15 protein-coding genes are annotated in these 23,059 nt (G+C 41.7%); 7 read left to right on the plus strand and 8 right to left on the minus strand.

The window, feature by feature from the left end:
• The first annotated feature begins 215 nt into the window (after positions 1 to 215).
• The gene (gene mdh / locus C2869_RS20860) at positions 216 to 1,154 is read left to right on the plus strand and encodes a malate dehydrogenase (protein WP_108604747.1); all 939 of its coding nucleotides are present in this window, start codon (positions 216 to 218) and stop codon (positions 1,152 to 1,154) included.
• 372 nt (positions 1,155 to 1,526) lie between these two features.
• Here the strand turns inward: mdh and ispB are convergent, their stop codons facing one another.
• On the minus strand, positions 1,527 to 2,498 hold the full coding sequence (gene ispB, locus C2869_RS20865) for an octaprenyl diphosphate synthase (RefSeq protein WP_108604748.1): 972 nt from the start codon (positions 2,496 to 2,498) through the stop codon (positions 1,527 to 1,529).
• Positions 2,499 to 2,818: 320 nt separating this feature from the next.
• On the opposite strand from ispB, the gene rplU reads away from it, so the two are divergent.
• From rplU to folA, 4 genes are all read left to right on the plus strand, one after another.
• Complete coding sequence (rplU, locus tag C2869_RS20870; protein WP_108604749.1) at positions 2,819 to 3,130, plus strand: 50S ribosomal protein L21; 312 nt, start codon at positions 2,819 to 2,821, stop codon at positions 3,128 to 3,130.
• A gap of 15 nt (positions 3,131 to 3,145) precedes the next feature.
• Positions 3,146 to 3,403, plus strand: a complete 258-nt coding sequence (gene rpmA / locus C2869_RS20875) for a 50S ribosomal protein L27 (RefSeq protein ID WP_108604750.1) — start codon at positions 3,146 to 3,148, stop codon at positions 3,401 to 3,403.
• 200 nt (positions 3,404 to 3,603) lie between these two features.
• Positions 3,604 to 4,758 (plus strand): Obg family GTPase CgtA, encoded by a 1,155-nt coding sequence (cgtA, locus tag C2869_RS20880; RefSeq protein WP_108604751.1) that lies wholly within the window; start codon positions 3,604 to 3,606, stop codon positions 4,756 to 4,758.
• 18 nt (positions 4,759 to 4,776) lie between these two features.
• Entirely contained in the window at positions 4,777 to 5,262 is a 486-nt protein-coding gene (gene folA / locus C2869_RS20885) for a type 3 dihydrofolate reductase (RefSeq protein ID WP_108604752.1), read from the plus strand.
• Between the two features lie 238 nt (positions 5,263 to 5,500).
• Here the strand turns inward: folA and C2869_RS20890 are convergent, their stop codons facing one another.
• Complete coding sequence (locus C2869_RS20890) at positions 5,501 to 5,902, minus strand: GlcG/HbpS family heme-binding protein (RefSeq protein ID WP_108604753.1); 402 nt, start codon at positions 5,900 to 5,902, stop codon at positions 5,501 to 5,503.
• A gap of 13 nt (positions 5,903 to 5,915) precedes the next feature.
• A complete protein-coding gene (locus tag C2869_RS20895; RefSeq protein WP_199915605.1) occupies positions 5,916 to 6,878 on the minus strand; it encodes an aldo/keto reductase in 963 nt (320 codons plus the stop codon).
• Between the two features lie 215 nt (positions 6,879 to 7,093).
• Here C2869_RS20895 and C2869_RS20900 point away from each other — a divergent pair, with 215 nt between their 5' ends.
• Positions 7,094 to 10,366: a response regulator gene (locus C2869_RS20900; RefSeq protein WP_108604754.1), complete on the plus strand. Its 3,273-nt coding sequence runs from the start codon at positions 7,094 to 7,096 to the stop codon at positions 10,364 to 10,366.
• Between the two features lie 167 nt (positions 10,367 to 10,533).
• Positions 10,534 to 13,431, plus strand: a complete 2,898-nt coding sequence (locus tag C2869_RS20905) for a response regulator (RefSeq protein WP_108604755.1) — start codon at positions 10,534 to 10,536, stop codon at positions 13,429 to 13,431.
• A gap of 177 nt (positions 13,432 to 13,608) precedes the next feature.
• Here the strand turns inward: C2869_RS20905 and C2869_RS20910 are convergent, their stop codons facing one another.
• The 5 genes from C2869_RS20910 to aceF all read right to left on the minus strand — a co-directional run bounded on the left by C2869_RS20910 (position 13,609) and on the right by aceF (position 23,058).
• Positions 13,609 to 16,416, minus strand: a complete 2,808-nt coding sequence (locus tag C2869_RS20910; RefSeq protein ID WP_108604756.1) for a bifunctional aconitate hydratase 2/2-methylisocitrate dehydratase — start codon at positions 16,414 to 16,416, stop codon at positions 13,609 to 13,611.
• A gap of 287 nt (positions 16,417 to 16,703) precedes the next feature.
• Positions 16,704 to 17,120, minus strand: a complete 417-nt coding sequence (locus tag C2869_RS20915) for an HIT domain-containing protein (protein WP_108604757.1) — start codon at positions 17,118 to 17,120, stop codon at positions 16,704 to 16,706.
• An 18-nt stretch (positions 17,121 to 17,138) separates the two neighbouring features.
• The gene (locus tag C2869_RS20920) at positions 17,139 to 19,259 is read right to left on the minus strand and encodes a PDC sensor domain-containing protein (RefSeq protein WP_108604758.1); all 2,121 of its coding nucleotides are present in this window, start codon (positions 19,257 to 19,259) and stop codon (positions 17,139 to 17,141) included.
• 197 nt (positions 19,260 to 19,456) lie between these two features.
• Positions 19,457 to 20,887: a dihydrolipoyl dehydrogenase gene (gene lpdA / locus C2869_RS20925; protein ID WP_108604759.1), complete on the minus strand. Its 1,431-nt coding sequence runs from the start codon at positions 20,885 to 20,887 to the stop codon at positions 19,457 to 19,459.
• A 218-nt stretch (positions 20,888 to 21,105) separates the two neighbouring features.
• Complete coding sequence (gene aceF / locus C2869_RS20930; RefSeq protein ID WP_108604760.1) at positions 21,106 to 23,058, minus strand: pyruvate dehydrogenase complex dihydrolipoyllysine-residue acetyltransferase; 1,953 nt, start codon at positions 23,056 to 23,058, stop codon at positions 21,106 to 21,108.
• Between the last annotated feature and the right edge of the window lies 1 nt (position 23,059).

The following is a 23,059-nucleotide window of genomic DNA, read 5'->3' on the forward strand; positions in this document are numbered from 1 at the left end:
TTAACTTATTCATATTGCTGTGCTAAAATTTTGGCCAGTTTTTACAGATAGTCGATCTACGCCGACCATTAATTTGATTAATCCGGCGTGGATAGGCAAAACATAACGAGAGTGAATCTATAACATCACCCTTAGTTATTGTCTTTTGCGCGATCATTACTCTATGGTACGCCCATAAATCTAACTAATCACTATTTCACCGATGGAGAAATAACATGAAAGTTGCAGTTCTTGGCGCAGCTGGCGGTATCGGCCAAGCGTTATCTTTATTATTAAAAACGCAATTACCAGCAGGTTCAGAATTATCTTTGTACGACGTTGCACCTGTAGTTCCTGGTGTTGCTGTAGATTTAAGCCACATCCCTACTGCGGTTAAAGTAGAAGGTTTTGGTGCCGACGATTTAGACGCGGCATTAGCAGGCTGTGACATTGTTTTAATTCCAGCGGGTATGCCTCGTAAACCAGGTATGGATCGTGCTGATTTATTCGCGGTAAACGCAGGTATCATCAAAACATTAGCTGAAGGCATCGTTCGTAACTGTCCTAAAGCTTTAGTTGGTGTGATCACAAACCCAGTAAATGGTACTGTGCCAATCGTTGCTGAAGTATTCAAAAAAGCCGGTACTTACGATAAAAACCGTGTATTCGGTGTCACTTCATTAGACGTTTTACGTTCAGAAACTTTCGTTGCTGAATTAAAAGGCTTAAACGTTGCTGAAGTTAAAGTTCCAGTCATCGGTGGTCACTCAGGTACAACTATCCTTCCTTTATTATCACAAGTTGAAGGTGTATCTTTCTCTGAAGAAGAAGTTGCTTCATTAACTCCACGTATCCAAAACGCAGGTACTGAAGTTGTTAATGCTAAAGCAGGTGGCGGTTCAGCTACTTTATCTATGGGTGCGGCGGCAGCTCGCTTCTGTATGTCTTTAGTTAAAGGCTTGCAAGGTGAAGAAGTTGTTGATTATGCATACGTTGAAGTTGAAGGCGGCGACGCAGCTTACTTTGCTCACCCTGTACGTTTAGGTAAAAACGGTGTAGAAGAAATTTTACCTTACGGCGAGTTAAGTGCTTTCGAGCAAAAAGCTAAAGATGACATGCTTGCTACATTAAACAAAGACATTCAAGAAGGTGTTGATTTTATCAACGCTCAGTAATTGAAAACTTTGGTTCAGGGTTGACTCTGCTTAACCCTGAATAGCCAGAATAAAAAAACCGCTCAATGAGCGGTTTTTTTATAGCTGCTGCACATGATATAGTCAAAGCGATCAGGTTTTAGGGGCAGCTTCCGCATCCTGCTCACGCTAAGTACTTACATCCATGTAAGCAAAGCCGTCAAAGCTACCGCGTCCTGCTAACGCCCCTTACCTGCATCCATGCAGGCAAGCTTCGAGACCCCATGAGCATATGCTCTATTATGTGATTGGGGCTGCCTAAAGGGATTTAGGTAGTAGGACGACGCAGGAGCCAAAGTCGAGATAAGCGCTGACAATGAACCATAAGACCTGAGCGAGAAGACTATAGTTAGCTTAACTGTCGCGTCGAACAGCCAACCAAGCTAAACTTTCCAACGCAGTTCTATAATCACTAGCTGGTAGGTTCTGTAACGCATCTACAGCCATTTTGGCATGCAATTCGGCTTTATCTCTTGTATACGCTAATGAACCTGTTTCGTTGATTATAGACAACACCTGCTCTAGCTTATCCAAACCAGCGCCATTCTCGATGACATCACGAATATAACTGGCTTGCTCTGGATTACCATTAGCAATGGCATGAATAAGGGGCAATGTTGGTTTACCTTCAGCTAGATCATCACCAACGTTTTTGCCGATGGTTTCACTGTCACCTTCATAATCCAACAAATCATCGGCTAACTGAAAGGCTGTACCTAGGTAACGACCGTATTCTTTTAATGCATGTTCGATAGTGTCTGGCTCATCGGCGATCACGGCAGTTAACTGAGTTGCCGCTTCAAACAATTTAGCGGTTTTACTGTATATCACTTCCATATAAGACTCTTCAGTCGTATCTGGATCGTTACAATTCATCAACTGCTGCACTTCACCTTCGGCAATCACATTGGTAGCATCCGCTAATACTTGCATAATTTTCATGCGTTCTAACGACACCATCATTTGAAATGAACGCGTATAGAGGAAGTCACCCACTAACACCGAGGCTTCATTACCGAACAAGGCATTAGCGGTTTCTTTACCGCGACGCATTGTCGAAGCATCAACCACATCGTCGTGTAACAAAGTTGCGGTATGAATAAATTCGATGATGGCAGCTAAGGTAAGGTGTTTATCACCCTCATAACCAATAGCTCGGGCAGCCAAAGCAGTAACAAGAGGTCTAACTCGCTTACCACCACTATTAACAATGTAAAAACCCAATTGCTGGATTAAGACGACATCGCTGTCGAGTTGCTGACCTATGATTTGATTGACCGCTAGCATATCTTTGTCTGCTAACGCTCTAACTTCAGAAAGTTGCATTATATTTATCTATTTTTAATCTATCTTTAACGGCCGGTAATTTAGCTTAGCTAAAAATTAAGTTTATGAATAAGCTGGAAGAAAAAGACAGCTATAACTTAATTACTTAGCGCCAAACTGAACATTTTAATTGAGACCGATATATCGCCCGCAGATCTTACTATTTATCCTTGTTAAATCCTACTCAAATTCGCTATGGCTTATATTGATCATAAAACCGTCAATTTTTTTTAATGATCTGCTTGCGATCGATTGGAGTTTCACTTAGAATTCGCGCCCTAATTTTAAAGATTTATACGCAAAGCGTAGCGGAGTTTAGTATGTACGCGGTTTTCCAAAGTGGTGGTAAACAGCACCGTGTAGCTGCAGGCCAAACTGTTCGCCTTGAAAAAATTGAAGCTGAAGCGGGTTCAACTCTTGAGTTTGACAATGTATTGCTTGTTTCAAATGGCGAAGATATCAAAATCGGTGCACCTTATGTTGAAGGTAGCAAGGTCACAGCTGAAGTAGTTTCTCATGGTCGTGGCGAGAAGATTAAGATCGTTAAATTCAGACGTCGTAAGCATTCTCGTAAACAACAAGGTCATCGTCAGTGGTTCACAGAAGTGAAAATCACTGGTATTAACGCTTAATAGGAGTCTAACCAAATGGCACATAAAAAGGCAGCAGGTAGTACTCGAAATGGTCGTGATTCAGAAAGCAAACGCTTAGGTGTTAAGCGTTTCGGTGGTGAATCAGTATTAGCCGGTAACATCTTAGTTCGTCAACGTGGTACTCGTTTCCACGCTGGTGACAACGTAGGTATTGGTCGTGACCACACTTTATTCGCAAAATCAGACGGTAAAGTGAAGTTCGAAGTTAAAGGTCCTCAAAATCGTAAGTATGTTTCTATCGAAGCTGCTTAATTTTCAGACCAACTGAAGAATTTGAAAGCCTCGCACTGCGAGGCTTTTTTATTTGTGCTCTGCACTATACTAACTATAGGGCAGAATTTATTTCTCCCTGAACGTGATTACTGCTGTAAGTTAAGGTTAGTCTAGTAACCAACCCAGCTAGTAAGAGCCCAAACAAAAAAGCCCGAATACCGAGTTAAATAGGTTTAATCATGAAATTTGTTGATGAAGCAGAAATACGCGTAGAAGCTGGTGATGGTGGTAATGGTACTGTCAGTTTTCGCCGTGAAAAATATGTACCCAATGGTGGTCCTGATGGCGGCGACGGTGGCGATGGCGGCCACGTGTTTTTAGTTGCCGATGAAAACCTCAACACGTTAATTGATTACCGATTCGAACGTTTTCACAACGCTGAGCGCGGTGAAAATGGCCATGCCAAAAATTGTACCGGTAAACGCGGCAAAGATTTAGAGCTTAAAGTCCCAGTCGGTACACGTGCAACCGATGTCGACACTGGCGAATTGATTGGCGACTTAACTAAGCATAAGCAAAAGCTAATGGTTGCTAAAGGCGGCTTTCATGGCTTAGGCAACACCCGTTTCAAAAGTAGTGTTAACCGTGCACCTCGGCAAAAATCCAATGGCACAGCAGGTGACGTACGTAATTTAAAGCTAGAATTGCTCTTGCTTGCCGATGTGGGTTTGTTGGGTATGCCTAATGCAGGTAAATCAACCTTTATTAGTACTGTATCGGCAGCCAAGCCCAAAATAGCCGACTACCCTTTTACCACATTAGTACCGAATCTCGGCGTTGTACGTGCTAAAGCGGGCTCTAGCTTTGTTATTGCTGATATTCCTGGTTTGATAGAAGGTGCATCAGAAGGTGCTGGCTTAGGTATTCGCTTTTTAAAACATTTAGAGCGCTGTCGTGTCTTATTACACCTAGTTGATGTTGAACCTGCCGATCAATCCGATCCGGTAGAAAATGCTAAAGCCATTTTAGGCGAGTTAGAAAAATACAGTGAAGCCTTAGCCAATAAACCGATTTGGCTGGTGTTCAGCAAAGCGGATCTTATGCTAGAAGAAGATTTAGCTGAGTGTAAACAAGCTATTTTAGATGGCTTAGATTGGCAAGGTGAACACTTCACAATATCTTCAGTTGGTCAGCAAGGCACCCAAGAACTAGTCAATCAAATCGCAACTTGGTTAGAAGCCAACCCAATTAAAGAAGAAGAGCAAGAAGTTGACGAAACCGTCGAATTCAAATGGCAGTCCTATCATGATGAAGTCATGGCCGAAGAGGATGATGATTGGGATGACGACTGGGACGAAGACGATTACGATGTGGAAGTTGAGTACAAGCGTTAATCAAGCTAGGAATACATAATGATAATCTCAATGATAGCCGCAATGACGGCGGACAGAGCCATAGGAAAAGATAATCAACTACTTTGGCACTTACCTGCTGATTTACAGTTTTTTAAACGCACGACACTCGGCAAACCCGTTATCATGGGGCGTAATACCTTTGAATCTATCGGTCGACCATTACCTGGGCGCACCAATATAGTGGTTAGTACTCGTGATGAAAAACCGCACCCAGATGTTGTTTTAGTCAATACATTGGAAGCTGCTATTCAAGCGGCTGGTGATGTCGAGGAAGTGATGATCATTGGCGGCGGCAAAGTATATGAAGCGTTTTTAGCTAAAGCCAACAAGCTATATGTTACCTATGTAGACGCAGATATCGAAGGTGATACGTATTTCCCTGAGTTTCTTAATGATAAAGCTTGGCAGGAAATTGAGCGTATTGAAGGGCAAGTCGACGATAAAAATCCGTTAGCTCATCGATTCGTTATTTACCAAAAATAACCACCAGCAAATACCTTAACAAAAGTAACGGCAAACAGTTGATATAGTCAAAGCGATCAGGTTTTAGGGGAAGCCGTCAAGCTTCGAATCCCCATGAGCATATGCTCTATTATGTGATTGGGGTGAGTAAGCGCTGACAATGAACCATAAGACCTGAGCGAGAAGACTATAAATAAGGGCTTACGTTTTGCAATGCGTAAGCCCTAAACTCTTGCTCTACCTTTGCTCTATCCTTGCTCTAAGCAAATATAGTCAAAGCGATCACCTGCTCTGCTAATTTATGATCATCTTCTTCTGCTAAACCACTAATACCAAGCGCACCGATTACAATACCATCCACTTTGATTGGCACACCACCAGCAAATAAAGTGACATTGGGATCCGCCCAGTAACCTACATCCCGTTGATTTTCTCGAGCCCATTGTCCCATATCCAATGTTGCCTGCCCTTCCCTTGCTGCGGTATAAGCTTTGGCTATCGCTAAATTTGCAGCCATAGAGCTCACCCCATCCATTTTATTAAAGCCCAACAACTCACCTGAGGTGTCACTAATGGCAAAGGCAATACTAACTTTTTGTTGTTGCGCTTCTTCAATAAGCGCTTTCGCCAATTCTTGTACTTGATTAAATTGCAATTTCATTACTGTCCTTAGTTTAAGGTAACGCCTGACCGCGCGCCATTACGTATAGTTTGTACCATTCTTCTCGAGACAATTCGATTTGTGTCGCCTCTACGCAGGCAGCAATACGACTAGGGTTAGTCGTACCTATAACAGGTTGAATACCTGCAGGGTGGCGCATTAACCAAGCTAGAACAATGGCTTCCTTCGATGCTTGATACAAGGTAGCAAGTTGCGCGACATACAGTGCGGTATTTTGCACTGACAACGACTGCTGACTAATATCTCGCCCTGTAAACAAGCCTTGACTGAGGCATCCCCAAGCCTGTATTTGCACCTTATGTTGTTGACAGTATTGCAAAGTACCACTGGCAAATGGGCTAGTATTAACATTCACCTCCACACCTTGGTTTAACCAATCCAATTTACTTAAGCTCAGTTCCAATTGATTGGCAACTAATGGGAAATCCAACGCGGATTGCAACCATTCCATTTGATAGCGGTCCATATTCGATACCCCGAAAAAACGCACCTTGCCACTGTTTTTCAGCTCAGTTAGCGCTTGTGCTACTTCGTCAATATCCATCAAACAATCGGGTCTGTGTAGTAACAAGCAATCTATGTAATCAGTATTTAAACGCGCTAAAATGCTATCTGCTTGCTGCAAAATATAATTTTTGGAAAAATCATACTGGCCGACGATATCGTCATTGCCAATACGAATACCACATTTGGATTGGATAAAAATCTGCTGCCTTAAGTCACCACGCTCAGCCAAAACTTGACCAAAAACTTGTTCGGCTTTGCCAAGCGTATAAATATCAGCGTGATCAAACAAATTAATACCTTGCTCCAAGCAAGTATCGATCACAGTGTGAGCCTGCTGAATCTGGGCTGTTGCAATAGGATTATTATCCCAACCCCCGCCTAATCCCATACACCCCATAACAATGGGACTAACATTAGCAAGGTGATGCTCTAAAGGTAATTTATTCACTTAACGGCCTTAATCGTCATATCTAATACTTAGATAAATTTTAGCGAACAAATCTCAATTAGGAATGAAAGAGTGAACAAATCAACGACTAAACTCGCACTTTAGTACGAGATTAATCAACATTGATAGCAATTCGTGAATTTAGAATAAAAATGGTAGACTATGCGGCAATATGTAGCGAATAATGTTTTCAAAAATATAACACTAATAAATTCATGAGCTTGCCAATTTCTGCTAATAAAAAACTCATTCTCATTGCCGTGAGCATTTGCTTACTGCCGAGTTTATTAACACTGTTCGGCGCTGACTTTTCTTCATTTAGTGCGCCCAATGCTGATTTTGTACAGACCAATGTAGCGGGTGTTTATTCTTCGTTAACCACATCGCTTTATCATGTCATGCTAGAGTGGACCGCAGTCACTATCGCATCGATTACAGCCCTAGCCTCACTGATACATTACAAAGAAAATCGCGATGTAACCGTCCCCATCATCGGCATGGCTTTACTCTGTACGAGTTTCGTTGACGGTTTCTATATTTTTACAGCCATGCAAGTTATTGGCTCACAATCGAGTAATGTTGACGTTATCCCGTTTAACTGGACAGTTTCTCGCATATTTAATGCTAGTGTTATGCTAGTGGGTGCCATAATAAGTTATTGGCTTTTTCAGCAGCAAGCTAAATACAAAGCATCATTAAATAACTGGTTGACCATGTCTGGCATTAGCCTGACGTTTTGTTTAGCGTCTTATTTAACGATTTCATTTACCGCCGACCTCAATTTAAGCAGCGAACAAATTTATCAAGATGCTCTATTAACCCGCCCGCTCGATATTATCCCATTAATCATATTTTCTTTATGCGGTTGGTTTTTTTGGCTTTGGTATAAAAAAGAAAAGTCGAATATTAAATTTGCGCTAATGCTGAGTATTATTCCGGCTATCGTAACCCAATTGCATATGGCATTTGGTTCATCTACTTTATTTGACAGCCACTTTAATATTGCCCACGGTTTGAAAATAGTGGCCTACCTATCCATTTTAATCGGCATTATTTTAGACTTGATCGGCAAACAAAAAGAACAAGCCGCTAAACTGGCCGAAGCCCATAAATACATTGATGGTATCACCAACTCTGTGCCTTTCTTGTTGTCATATATTGACCATAACCAAGTCTATCAATTCACCAATGCTAATTATCCGAAATGGTTTGGCAACCGAGCTCATCGTTTTATTGGTAATACTGTGCAACAAAGTATCGGCAATAATATGTATCGTCGGCTGGAAGCACCGATCAATAAAGTATTAAGTGGTGAAGCCGTCAGCTTTGATAGCTTTATTGTAGACAAACATAATTTACGGCGCGACGTGCACATTAACTATACGCCAGACCTACAAGATAACGGCGAAGTAAGTGGTTTTTTTGTCACGGTAGAAGACATAACAGAAAGTAAAAGCAATGAATCTCGCTTAAAGGATTTATCTTGGCGCTTAGACTTTGCATTAGCAGCCCCCAACATAGGCGTATGGGATTACAACTTAGAGACGCAAGAGCTACTATGGGATGAGCGCATGTATTCACTATTTGGCTTAAACTCAAGTCAAAATGTTGATGCATATAAAGTCTGGGAAAAAGCCATGCACCCTGACGATATAGACAAAGTGCGTAAAGAGCTATTCCGCTGTATCAAGGTTGGCAAAGATTTTAATGTCGAGTTCCGTATTATTTGGCCCAATAAAGAAATTCACTTTATTGAAGCGCACGCTAAACTTTTCTCCAATGAGCATGGCCGCTTTACCCGCATTATCGGTACTAATACCGATATTACCGCGCAAAAAACCTTACAAATTGAACGCGAACAAGCATTAGAAAAAGCCCAAGAGTCAACTAAGCTAAAATCTGAGTTTTTAGCCAGTATGAGTCATGAAATACGCACCCCGATGAATGGGGTTTTGGGTATGCTCAGTTTAATCTTACAAAGTAAACTGGAGCCTGAGCAGCACCACTATGCGAATCTAGCCAAAACAAGTGCCGAATCATTGCTCAATATTATTAATGACATTCTCGACTTTTCAAAAATTGAAGCGGGTAAAATGGAACTTGAACTGCTCGATTTTAATCTACGTGGTTTGATTGGGGATTTTGCCGAAGCCATTGCCGAGCGCGCTCATTCCAAAGGGCTTGAGTTGATTGTCGATGTCACCCAAATTGAGCAATCTATGGTGTGTGGTGATCCCGGTAGAATAAGACAAATCCTGACAAATTTAGTCGGTAACGCCATCAAGTTTACCGAACAGGGCGAAGTGGTTATTCGAGCTGAATTAACCGATAGCAAACAAGGCTATTACAATTTAACTTGCTCTGTCACCGACACAGGTATAGGCATTAGCGAAAAGCAACAGCAAGCCATTTTCTCGTCATTTACTCAGGTTGATGCATCGACAACACGCAAGTACGGCGGTACAGGTTTAGGGCTATCTATCGTTAAGCAACTTTGCCACTTAATGCAAGGCACTATTGAAGTGTCGAGTGAACAAGGTAAAGGCAGTTGTTTTACATTTACCATTGAAATAGCCAAAGGCGAAGAACAAGCCATAAGCCAACCTAAGGTTGATATTAGCAACAGCCACATATTGATTGTTGATGATAATCAAACAAGTCGCCAAGTAATGGCCAAGCAATTAACGTTATGGGGGGCGAAAGTCAGCCAAGCTGACGATGCGACAAGCGCCTTACAGCAACTATCAATGAGTCCAAGCATACAAGTCGCCTTCATTGATATGCATATGTCAACAATGGACGGTTTAGAGCTAGGCAAAAAAATACGACAAAATCATCAATGGCAAAGCCTTAAACTCGTCATGATGAAATCCATGGCAAGTCGAGGAGATGATCAACTTATCTCCAATATCGGGTTCGACGCTTACTTCCGCAAGCCTATTACCATAGCTAATCTACAAAACACTTTGTCACTGATGGAAACAGAGCCCAATCGCAACCCTATCGCTAAATACAGATTAGACACAAATTTAACGACTGAAACTAACAAACCAACAACCAGTAAATGGCCAGAACATTTACGTATTTTATTAGTTGAAGATAACGTCATTAACCAAACTGTAGCGGAAGCGTTATTGCAAACCATGGATCTCACTTGTGACATAGTCAACAACGGATTAGAAGCATTGGATGCGCTTAAACAAGCTCCGCAAGATAGACCATATACCTTACTACTCATGGACTGCCAAATGCCTGAAATGGATGGTTATGAAGCCACTCGAGCCATTAGAGCTGGGCAAGCAGGTGATAAAAATGCGGCAGTAGCCATTATTGCGCTAACCGCGAATGCCATGAAAGGCGACAAAGATAAATGTATCCAAGCCGGTATGGATGACTACCTAACTAAGCCAATCGATGAAGCCAAGTTAGAACAAAAAATACGCCAATGGACAAACCAAACCCGCAGTCTAATCGATTGTATTGAATAGAAACAAGAAAATACACAGGATTCAGTTAGGGCTCCAACCCACGGTAAAAAGGGGAAACGCTAATGCAAGACTTGCTTGCTTATTTTCCCCTTAAGTTTTTGTTCTCTATGGAAAATTAGGGATCTATCAACTAAATTATAGAGACTAAACCTTAACTAACAGTCACTATGCACCCTCTTGCTATTAAGTTATCTACTAAACAATGGATAGCTTGCATCGCTGTATTCATCTGCACACTACCAGCTTTACTTAATACTCTCGGGGTCGACTTTGCTTCCTATTCACATTCGTTACCTAACGATCAATCTCAGATCACCACAGATCGTATTTTTTATTCAATAGCCGGCGCTTTACATCATACATTATTGGAGTGGACAGCGGTCACTATAGCCTGTATGACTGCAATAGCGTCTTTAATCCATTATAAAGAAAATCGCGATGTCACTGTGCCCATTTTAGGCATGGCAATTTTAAGCGCAGGATTTGTCGATGCATTTCATACATTAGCCGCGACACGGATCATTGAAGCTAAAGCACCAAACACAGATTTTATTCCTTTCACTTGGGCTTTATCTCGTATCTTTAATGCCTGTATTATCATTACCGGCACGGTTATCAGCTTATACATACTCAAGCGCCAATCTCGAACGAATCTCAATAACCATGGTTGGCTGTCATTATTCTTGATTAGTGCTCTGTTTTTCATTGTTGCTTATAGCGCAGTCACGTTAGCGGCTAACAATGAAAACTTGCCGCAAACCATGTTTAAAGATGCGCTGATTACCCGCCCTTATGATGTTCTGCCCCTAGTGCTATTTATTATTGGTGGTGGTTTATTCGTACTATGGTATCGAACAGAGCCATCCAATATTAAGTTTGCCCTTATGCTCAGTATCGTGCCTGAAGTGGTTACTCAACTGCACATGGCATTTGGCAGTTCTGCGTTATTCGACAACCACTTTAATATTGCACATGGGCTTAAAGCACTCGCCTACCTTTCTATTTTTATTGGTATTTTGTTTGATTTAATGCAAAAGCAAAAAGAGCAAGCCTACGAGTTAGCGCAAGCGCGTAAGTACATAGATGGCATCACAAATGCGGTTCCATTTTTACTCTCGTACATAGATAAAAATGAAACGTATCAATTTGTTAATGTTAATTACCCCCAGTGGTTTAAGACACAAGACGGCAAATTTGTCGGTAAATCTGTGCGTAATTGTATAGGAGAAGCGAACTATCAAAGCCTGCAACCTCAAATACAACAAGTCTTAAGCGGTCAGGCTACGCATTTTCAAACCAATGTTACTGACAAAAATGCTCAACAAAGGATCGCTCATTTTAGTTACATACCAGATAAAGATCCTAGTGGGGAAATCAATGGATTTTTTGTTTCAATAGAAGATATTACTCAACAGAAAACCTTACAATTAGAGCTAGAACATGCATTGATTCAAGCTCAAGAGTCGACTCGGTTCAAATCTGAGTTTTTAGCCAGTATGAGCCATGAAATACGTACACCAATGAATGGCATACTTGGCATGCTAAGCTTAATTCTACAAACTGACTTACAGCCAGAACAAACTCGCTTTGCGACCCTGGCACAAAATAGTGCTCAGTCTCTGCTGACGATCATTAACGATATTCTCGATTTTTCTAAAATAGAAGCGGGTAAATTAGAGCTAGAGCAAAGCGATTTTAACTTAGTGATCGTCATAGGAGAATTTACCGATACGATAGCGGAACGAGTGCAAGCAAAAGGCATCGAATTAGTATTAGATATACAAGAGATCCGTCACCCCATAGTAAAAGGCGATCAAGGGCGACTGCGCCAAATATTAAATAACTTAGTGGGCAACGCCATCAAATTTACCGAGCAAGGTGAAATTGTCATCCGCGCAGAAGTCATTAAGGAAACAGCGCAAAGCTTTATTTTCAAATGCTGTGTGTCTGATACGGGTATCGGTATAGATAGCCAAAAACAATCCAGTATATTTTCTTCATTTACACAAGTTGACGCTTCAACCACGCGCAAATATGGCGGAACAGGGTTAGGCTTATCAATTGTAAAACAGCTATGTCAATTAATGGGCGGCGATATTTCGGTAACAAGCCAAGTAGGCCAAGGCAGTCAATTTACCTTCAGCATACCATTAGAAAAAAGCGCCAACTCTAAAATTCAAAGCCCGAATACTGACTTTAACCTTGTTTCCATTTTAGTGGTAGACGATCACGATACCAGTCGAGGCGCTATAGCTAAACAACTCGAAGCGTGGGGAGCAAAAGTAACACAGGCTAATAGCGCCCAAGCCTGTTTAGATATTGTTGCCCACGAACAAGGGTTTCAAGTCGCCTTTATCAATTTGCAGATGCCCAATATCGACGGCGCTGAACTCGGTAAGTTACTAAAACAAAACCCTAATTTAGATGATTTAAAATTGGTGCTCATGACCCCAATACTAAATCAAGGAGATACTAGCCATTATGCTGCAATGGGATTTGATGCTCACTTTTCTAAACCCGCTACACCATCTGATTTATTCGATGCCTTATCTATCGTATTAAATTCAAACTTGAAAGCGTCCGTTAACATCTCCTTCAACACCACACTAAACTCCTCTAATAATAGTGAATTAGACACACCACCAGACTGCATTACAACACAGTACACTTGGCCGCAAAATTTACGTTTACTGTTAGTAGAAGATAACTTCGTTAACCAATCTGTGGTGCAAGCCATGCTGCAAAACTTAGAACTAGATTGTGATACTGTGGAAAATGGCGTCGAGGCAATCAAGGCAATTGAGCATAACAGCTACACATTGATACTTATGGATTGCCAAATGCCAGAAATGGACGGCTACGAAGCAACACAAGCCATTAGATTAGGAAAAGCTGGTGACGCCAATAAAAATGTCATCATCATTGCACTAACAGCCAATGCTATGAAAGGCGATAAAGAAAAGTGCCTAAATGCCGGTATGAATGACTATTTAACCAAACCGCTTAACGCGAAAGATTTACAAGACAAGCTAACGCTTTGGGCCAATAAGCTCGATCACGCCTGAATAAAAATGAATGATCTTCGCGATATTGCTTTGCGACATTTAGCGCATAAAGGTTGGGGGAATAAAGCTGGGGATAAAAACAAAGTAGCACAAATAAAAAATCCCCATCGTTTAACAAACGATGGGGATTTAAACTTTATCAAAACAGAAAATTATAAACTGTTTTTCAAATCAAGCTTATACACGCTGAGCTGGAATAGCTTGACCAAACTTAGTTGTCATCGCTTCTTTAGGTGGCTCGAACTTAGTTAAGTCGATGCCTTCTACTGCAGCTTTGTATTCTTCAGTCGTTGGGAAACGACCTAATACGGTAGAAAGAACAACTAATGGCGTTGAACCAAGTAAAGATTCACCTTTCTTCTCTGCAGAGTCAGCTACAACACGACCTTGGAAAAGACGAGTTGAAGTCGCTAATACAGTGTCACCTGGTTCCGCTTTTTCTTGGTTACCCATACATAAGTTACAGCCTGGGCGTTCTAAGTATAAGATGTTTTCGTAAGTCTTACGCGCAGCACCTTTCGGGTTTTCGTCGTCAAATACGAAACCTGAGTACTTCTCTAAAATCTCCCAGTCACCTTCAGCTTTTAACTCATCAACAATGTTGTATGTTGGTGGCGCAACAACTAATGGTGCTTTGAATTCGATAGAACCGTTTTGCTTTTCTAAGTTACGGAACATTTGCGCGATGATTTGCATGTCACCTTTGTGAACCATACAAGAACCAACGAAACCTAAATCTACTGGACGACCATCGTAGTATGAAACAGGGCGAATAACATCGTGCGTGTAACGCTTAGAAATATCTTCGTTGTTTACATCAGGGTCAGCAATCATTGGCTCAGTGATAGCGTCTAAGTCAACCACAACTTCTGCGTAGTACTTAGCGTTGTCATCTGGTGCCAATGCTGGTTGCTCACCAGACTTGATACCAGCAATACGCTCGTCAGCTAACTTAATTAAGCCGGCTAACATGCCTGCTTCGTTATCCATACCCTTGTCGATCATGATTTGGATACGGCTCTTAGCCAACTCGATAGACTCGATTAATGTAGCATCGTTTGAAATACAAACAGACGCTTTAGCTTTCATTTCAGCTGTCCAGTCAGTGAACGTGAACGCTTGGTCTGCTAATAAAGTACCAATGTGAACTTCAATTACGCGACCTTGGAATACGTTCTCACCGCCAAACTGCTTAAGCATTTGAGCTTGAGTTGCATGTACGATATCACGGAAGTCCATGTGATCAGCCATTTTACCTTTAAAGGTAACTTTAACTGAATCAGGGATTGGCATAGCAGCTTCACCAGTTGCAAGTGCAGTTGCAACCGTACCAGAGTCAGCACCGAATGCGACACCTTTAGACATACGCGTATGTGAGTCACCACCGATAATGATAGCGCGGTCATCAACTGTGATGTCATTCAATACTTTGTGAATAACGTCAGTCATTGAGTGGTAAACACCTTTCGGGTCACGAGCAGTGATAAGACCGAACTTATTCATGAATGCCATTAACTTAGGAATGTTAGCTTGTGCTTTAGCATCCCATACTGACGCAGTGTGACAACCTGATTGGTATGCACCGTCAACCGAAGGAGAAATAGTAGAAGCCGCCATAGCTTCTAACTCTTGGGCAGTCATAGGACCAGTCGTGTCCTGTGAACCAACGATGTTAACTTTTACACGAACGTTAGAACCTGCGTGTAAAGGCGTGTCTGAAGCAACACCTACAGCGTTATTGTTGAAGATTTTCTCAACTGCGGTTAAACCTTGACCTTCGTGTGAAATTTCTTTAGATGGTGCGTAAACCACTGGTGCTTCAACACCCAAAGTTTCAGCAGCAAATGTTTGTAATTTCTTACCGAATACAACCGCGTAAGAACCACCTGCTTTCATGAACTCAAGCTTTTGTGGAGTAAATGCAGCAGCAACGTCAACTAACTCTTCGTCGCCTTTGTATAACTTCTTAGCTTTAGTATCGATAGTTAAAACAGTACCCGTCTCAACTGAGTATGCTTCTTCTAATACTGGGTCGCCGTTAGCATCAGTAACAACATTACCCGCTTCGTCGGTTTTCTTAACCCAGTTTTTAAGGTCAAGACCAATACCACCAGTTACATCAACGGTAGTTAAGAAGATTGGCGCGATACCGTTAGTACCGGCAACAACAGGAGCGATGTTGATGAATGGAACATATGGAGAAGCTTGTTTACCCGCCCATAATGCAACGTTGTTAACACCAGACATACGTGATGAACCAACACCCATAGTGCCTTTTTCAGCGATAAGCATAACTTTCGCGTTAGGGTGCTTCTTCTGTAAGGCAACGATTTCTTGTTGCGCTTCAGGTGTGATCATACATTGGCCATGTAATTCACGGTCTGCACGAGAGTGTGACTGGTGACCAGGTGATAATAAGTCAGTTGAGATATCACCTACACCTGCGATGTATGTAACAACTTCAATTTTTTCTTGAACTTCTGGCAGCTTAGTGAAGAATTCAGCTTGAGCGAAGCTTTCTAAGATGTCTTTACAGATTGGGCAACCTTTTTCGAAAGCTGCTTTTAATCTGTCAGTGTCTGCTTCGTATAAGAAGACTTGAGTTTTTAAAACTTCAGCAGCTTGCTTAGCGATGTCTGCGTCTGTGCCGTCGATAACTAAATCAAGTAATACTTCGATTGAAGGACCACCTTTCATGTGAGAAAGCAATTCAAATGCAAACTCAACTGAAATTTCAGCAACTACTTCTTTACCTAAAATGATGTCTTTTAAGAAAGCAGCTTTAACGCCCGCAGCACTTGTTGTACCTGGAAGCGTATTGTAAATAAAGAATTTCAACGAGTCTTGACGATACTCGTTAGCTGTATCTTTAATTTGGGCAATAATTTCAGATAGCAATTCAGCGCTATCAATCGGCTTAGGGTTTAAACCAAGTTCCGTTTTACGGGTCTCGATTTCAGCCATATATTCTTGATATAGACTCATAGAATAATCTCCGGGCGAATAATAATGATAATAAATCTTTATTGGTTCACGTGATAAGCATTTTTAAGAGCTGGGCGTTATCACAGTGAATAAAAATTCTGCTCAATTTGTGTGCGTGACAAGCAGCTAACACTACCGACACAAAAAATTTTTCAAAGTATAAGGGATAGGTAGTGTTTTTGCAGCCTAGTGTTGAAAAACTTAAGGTGATACCCGTCATAACCTTGAGTGATAAGCTATAGCCAAGATATAAAACGGGGTAATGCAATCAACTCCTAATTTTAAACTTATGACGCGACTAGAGCTGAGCGGATGGTATTTAATCGAATAGCCAGTTCATCTTCATGATAGGGCTCATCTTGTAAATTACCCCATACAGGCGACGGCCAAACAGGATCGGTGTGATAACGGCCAATAATGTGCACATGCAACTGATTAACTACGTTACCAATTGCTGCGACATTGAGTTTATCTGGGCTAAAGGCATCTTGTACAACCGATGAAACTAGATTAATTTCTGCCAACAACTGAGTTTGCTGATTTGGATTGAGATCCGTGATCTCCGCAACATCCGCAACCTTAGGCACTAAAATTAACCAAGGCACCTGACTGTTATCCAACAATAACAGCTTACTCAATTCTAATTCAGCGACTGTAAAACAATCGGCTTGTAAGCGAGGATCTAACGAGAATTCTTTTAACATCTTGTTTGTCTTTTGATTTTAATAATATGTGATCATTGTCATGATAAATATAGCACCAGTAATAATAGGCCAATACCAAAGACAAGATATTTTATTATTATCATAAGTAAACAGGTTCTGCTCACCTTCTGCTTTCGCTTTATAAAATTGATGACCTATCACCAGAAACACCGAAATAATGATGTACAGCAAGAAATAGAAGAACTCAAAGTACACCACTTCTGAAATAGAAAGGCGCTCACGGATACTGTAATGGGCAAGCAAAATAGTAAAAATAATGGCTGTGGCATTGTTACGATATTCATCATATTGCGAATAGGCCATGCTGATCACCGCGGCAAACAGTAATCCGACAATCACAACTACAGGCAATAACGTGGTAACAAATGGGCTAATAAACGCCCGTTCAATATTAATGTTGTAATAAAGCTCAGGTAATGCATCTTGAGTTTGGTTGGCATTATCACCAAAGTTGCCATTGTAATGATGGAAAATATACTTGTATTGGCTCTCTTTTAACTGCCACTCATTGAGCACTATATCTTCCACAATCGCCGGATTTGTGACTGGGCTCAGTTGCTCGTATGACTCTAAATCAGGCACCAACACAACATTGCCGGCAAATTGCCCTGGCCATAAACGGATCCAAACATTTTTATGATCAAACGGGTATTTGCTATAGTCAAATGACTGACGAACGACCACATTAAAGCGCCATCCCACTAGTTGCTCACCTAATTTCGATTTACGACGATAAGCCTCTTCAATTTTAGACTCTATCGCCTCTGGGAATACAATTTTCTGCTGGACTATGCCCTGCCACTCTGGCAAAAACTTTTGCCAAATATGCCCTGTAATTTGTACGTTGTTTGCGGTAATAAACTCTAACGACTCAATCATCATGCCAGTCGGAACAAAAATAGGATCATCCAAATGCAAGTCTTTTGATTTATGGGTGTAGCTTTCTTTAAACGCTTCGCGCTGCGCTACATTAGCAATTGATACGGAATTTTCGACATCAATAGCGTAATAACTGCGTGCCAACACCCAAATACTAACAGTACCAACAGTCAGTAATAACGAGGCCATTATAGTGAAGTGCCAACTCAAATCTTTTAAACGATTAGCTCCTGTAACCGCCACCACAAAAACCAGTAAGGTGAAAATTCCCCACGCCAAGGCTTTCATATAATCTTGACGCAAAACGTCACGATTAACCTCAAACATGTCTGCCGACATTAATGTGATCAACGTCCAGTTGGTGTAAGGGATCTTAGTACAAGCGGCAAAGTCTTCGTCACGATTCATAGTTTCACCATTGTAAAAACGGTAAAACGTATCAGCGTCTAAACATTGGCTAATTTTGGGTAAAAATGAAAACTCAGGCTTTTCAGCTAAAGACTGATAGGTTTCAGCATCGCGTACATAGCTAAATATTGGGTGTGATATTAAATTCTGATCTTGCGAGAAGATCATACCGTAGCCACTCATGCCTAACTTCAAGGTTTTTAGCGCCGTAGTTAAATGATCAAGACCAATATCCGACGGTACAACACCAATAGGTAACTTTCCTTGTTCGCGCGCCTCTGTCGACGCATAAAAAGGCACGGAATAAGTCGTCATCAAGACATCATTTTTCGGCTCATAATAAGGCTCTGTCCAAATAGGCCCTTCTTCCATAGGTCGATAAAACCAACTAAATTCTACTTCACGTTGATCATAATCGGTTAAATTGAAAAACTGCGTTGGTCCGGTTAAGCGCTCGTAATAAGGGCTGACATACTCAACATCAGCATCGAGCCAATAAGGCTCAAAAGTAACATTTAAAGAATATAAGTTGTGGTCATTCTCAAACTTATGTTTGAGTAATGCATGGGCGTAGGCTTTGTTTTCTAACTGCGTAATATCGTCAGCAAAATCGTCAACGCTACGCATAATAACCGCGAGGTTTTCGCCAATTTCTTTGGCGGCGGCAACGGTTTGCTCTTGTACCTTTAGGCGGGTTGATACTTGAAAAGCTTTATGCTCTTGGATTAAATCAAAAATGATATAAGCTGTATTTATCAAGCCAACAAAAGCTAAAATCAATAAGCTAAGCTTCCAAAAACGTACTTGTTTACAAATTTCTACGCCACTCATTTCGGGACCAAATCAAAATATAATTTTTCACTAAATAGCAGACTACAATGCCACTATGCAGCAATTAAGGAATATGGCGCGATAATACAGCTAATTAGCCTTAGCCTCAAAACTGACGTACACATTTGCTAACAAATTGGCATAAAAAAACCCGCAATAGCAAGCTAGTGCGGGTTTTCAAATTTTTTAACTAAAACTTATTTTTTCTTAGCTTTAGCATTTGGTAGGTCAGTGATAGAACCTTCATAAACCTCTGCCGCTAAACCAACTGACTCGTGAAGTGTTGGGTGAGCGTGGATAGTTAAGGCTAAGTCTTCTGCATCAGCACCCATTTCGATACCTAAACAGATTTCACCTAGTAGCTCACCAGCATTGCTACCAACCATAGCACCACCTAATAATCTGTCGTTTTCTTTATCGAAGATTAATTTAGTGAAACCGTCAGTTGCATTTGACGCAATCGCACGACCAGAAGCAGCCCAAGGGAAGATAGCAGTTTCGTACTTGATACCTTGCTCTTTTGCTTCTTTTTCAGTTAAACCCGCCCATGCGACTTCTGGATCAGTGTAAGCAATTGATGGGATAACTTTTGGCTCGAAGAAGTGCTTCTTACCAGCAATAACTTCAGCAGCTACGTGTGCTTCGTGTACCGCTTTGTGCGCTAACATAGGTTGACCGACTAAGTCACCGATAGCGAAGATATGTGGTACGTTAGTGCGTAACTGGTTATCAACGTTAATGAAACCACGATCAGTTACTTCAACACCGGCTTTATCAGCGTCAATTAAACCACCGTTTGGCGTACGGCCAACAGCTACTAATACAGCATCGTATTTAACTGGCTCAGCAGGCGCTTTCTTGCCTTCGAAAGAAACGTAGATACCATCTTCTTTCGCTTCAACCGCAATCACTTTAGTCTCTAGCATAATGTTTTCGAACTTCTTGCTAATAGACTTAGTGAAAGACTTAATGATGTCTTTATCAGCAGCTGGGATAAGTTGATCCATAAACTCAACTACGTCAATTTTAGCGCCTAGAGCACTGTAAACTGAACCCATTTCTAAACCGATGATACCACCACCTAAGATAAGCATGTTCTCAGGAATAAATGGCATTTCTAATGCGTCTGTAGAATCCCAGATACGTGCATCTTCATGTGGAATGAAAGGTAATTTAACAGGCTTAGAACCAGCAGCGATAATCGCGTTGTCGAAAGTCACTTCTGTTACTGAACCATCTTCAGCTTCAACCGCTAAAGTGTTAGCACCAGTGAATTTACCGTAACCGTTAACCACGTTAACTTTACGCATTTTCGCCATGCCACCTAAGCCGCCAGTTAATTGGCTAATAACTTTGTTTTTGTGAGCGCGTAACGTGTCGATATCAACTTCAGGCTTACCGAATTTAACACCTTCATGTTCCATGTTTTGCGCATCAACTAAGTGCTTAGCAACATGTAATAAAGCTTTTGAAGGGATACAACCCACGTTTAGACAAACACCACCTAAAGTGCTGAAACGTTCTACTAGTACAACGTCTAAGCCTAAGTCAGCAGCACGGAAAGCTGCAGAGTAACCACCAGGGCCAGAACCTAGTACAACTACTTGAGTTTTAACTGTATTGCTCATGAGATCCTCATGTTCCATTTCTGTGTTGAGTAGACGACAAATGATAGTCCAAATTCTACCCAATCTAATTATTCATTTCTTGTATGAATAGCTAATTTACCATTCATACAATTTGTAGCCGCTATTCGTTTTATTTGTAGGGTGTCATGAGCGAAGCGAATCACACCGCAACATTCAATGAACCATCAAATGTTGCGTTTCGCTGCGCTCAAGGCAACTTACAGAACCAAGCGACGTAAATCAGTAAGGTTGTTGGCAATCTCAGTTGAGAATGCAGCACCTTCAGCACCATCGATCACGCGGTGATCGTAAGATAATGAAAGTGGAACCATTAAGCGTGGTTCAAACTCTTTACCATTCCACTTAGGTTTAAAGTCAGACTTAGAAACACCTAAGATACCAACTTCTGGTGCATTAACGATTGGTGTAAATGCAGTACCACCAATGCCACCTAAGCTAGAGATAGTGAAAGTACCACCTTGCATATCAGCCGCTTTAAGCTTGCCATCACGCGCTTTCTTAGAAGTTACAATTAACTCTTCAGAAAGCTCTTCAATACCTTTTTTGTTGACATCTTTGATGACTGGAACCACTAAGCCACCCGGTGTTGCTACTGCTATACCGATATTGATGAACTTCTTAAGGATTAAGCTGTTACCATCATCTGAAAGAGAAGAGTTGAAGTTAGGGAATTTCTCTAACGCTTTGGCTACTGCTTTCATAACGAAAACAAGTGGCGTGATCTTCAAGCCAGTTTGCTTCTTAGCATGGTAAGCATTTTGCTCTTTACGGAACGCTTCTAATTCTGTGATATCCGCTTCGTCGAATTGCGTAACGTGAGGGATAGTCGCCCAGTTGCGGTGTAAGAAAGGACCAGAGATCTTTTGAATACGACCTAGTTCTTTAACTTCAATTTCACCAAACTTGCTGTGGTCAACTGGTTTAACTGGCACGATCTCAAGCACATTTTCAGGGATCGGACCTGAAGCAGAACCCGCCGCCGCTTTCGGCTTAGCTAGTTCAGCTTTAACCCAGTTTTGTACGTCTTCTTTAAGAATACGACCTTTACGACCGGTTGCTGGCACTAAGCTTAAATCAACGCCAAATTCGCGTGCGGTACGACGAACAGATGGAGAAGCATGCACGTTCTTGCTTGGTTTAGCTGGTTCAACGTTAGCGGTAGGCGCAGGTTTTGCTGGCGCTGCGCTTGGTGCTTGAGCAGCTGGTGCTGGCGCACTTGCCGCTGGAGCTGGAGCCGCAGCAGGCGCTGCACCTTTAGCTTCAACTTTAACAACTAAGCTGCCTTTTTTAACTTTATCGCCAGTACTAACATAAACCTCTTTTACCACACCGGCGTGTGAAGAAGGTACGTCCATAGTCGCTTTATCAGTTTCTAACGTAATTAAACCGTCTTCTTCAGCGATTTCATCACCAACAGCGACTAAAACTTCGATAACGTCAACTTCACCATCTTCACCAATGTCCGGAACAGCGATATCAACTAACTCACTCGCAGCAGCTGGAGCCGCTGCTGCAGGGGCTGCTTCAACAGCTGGTGCTTGTGCTGTAGGTGCTTGTGCCGCAGGTGCTTCAGCAGCACCGCCTGCTGTCTCAAGAATACATACCAGCGTACCTTCAGAAGCTTTGTCGCCAACTGCAATTTTAAGCTCTTTAACTACACCGTCAGCAGGACATGGAACATCCATAGTCGCTTTATCAGTTTCTAACGTGATAAGGCCATCTTCTGCAGAAACTTCGTCACCAACAGCAACCAATACTTCGATAACTTCAACATCAGTATCGCCACCGATATCAGGCACTGTGACTTCGATTGTCGCGCTAGCTGCAGGAGCGGCAGCCGGAGCTGGCGCTGCTTCCGCTGCAGGTGCTTCAGCCGCTGGCGCTTGTGCCGCAGGTGCTTCTTCTGCGCCAGATGCATCTTCAACTGTTACGATTAAAGTACCTTCAGATACTTTATCGCCAACTGCTACTTTAATTTCTTTTACCGTTCCAGCGAAAGGCGCTGGAATATCCATTGAAGCTTTATCGCTTTCAACAGTGATCAGTGAATCTTCAGCTTCAACAGTGTCGCCAGCAGCGACACAAAGTTCGATAACTTCTACTTCATCACCGCCCACATCAGGGACTAAAACGTCTTTAATTGCCATTATT

Source organism: Saccharobesus litoralis, assembly GCF_003063625.1.
GTDB lineage: Bacteria > Pseudomonadota > Gammaproteobacteria > Enterobacterales > Alteromonadaceae > Saccharobesus > Saccharobesus litoralis.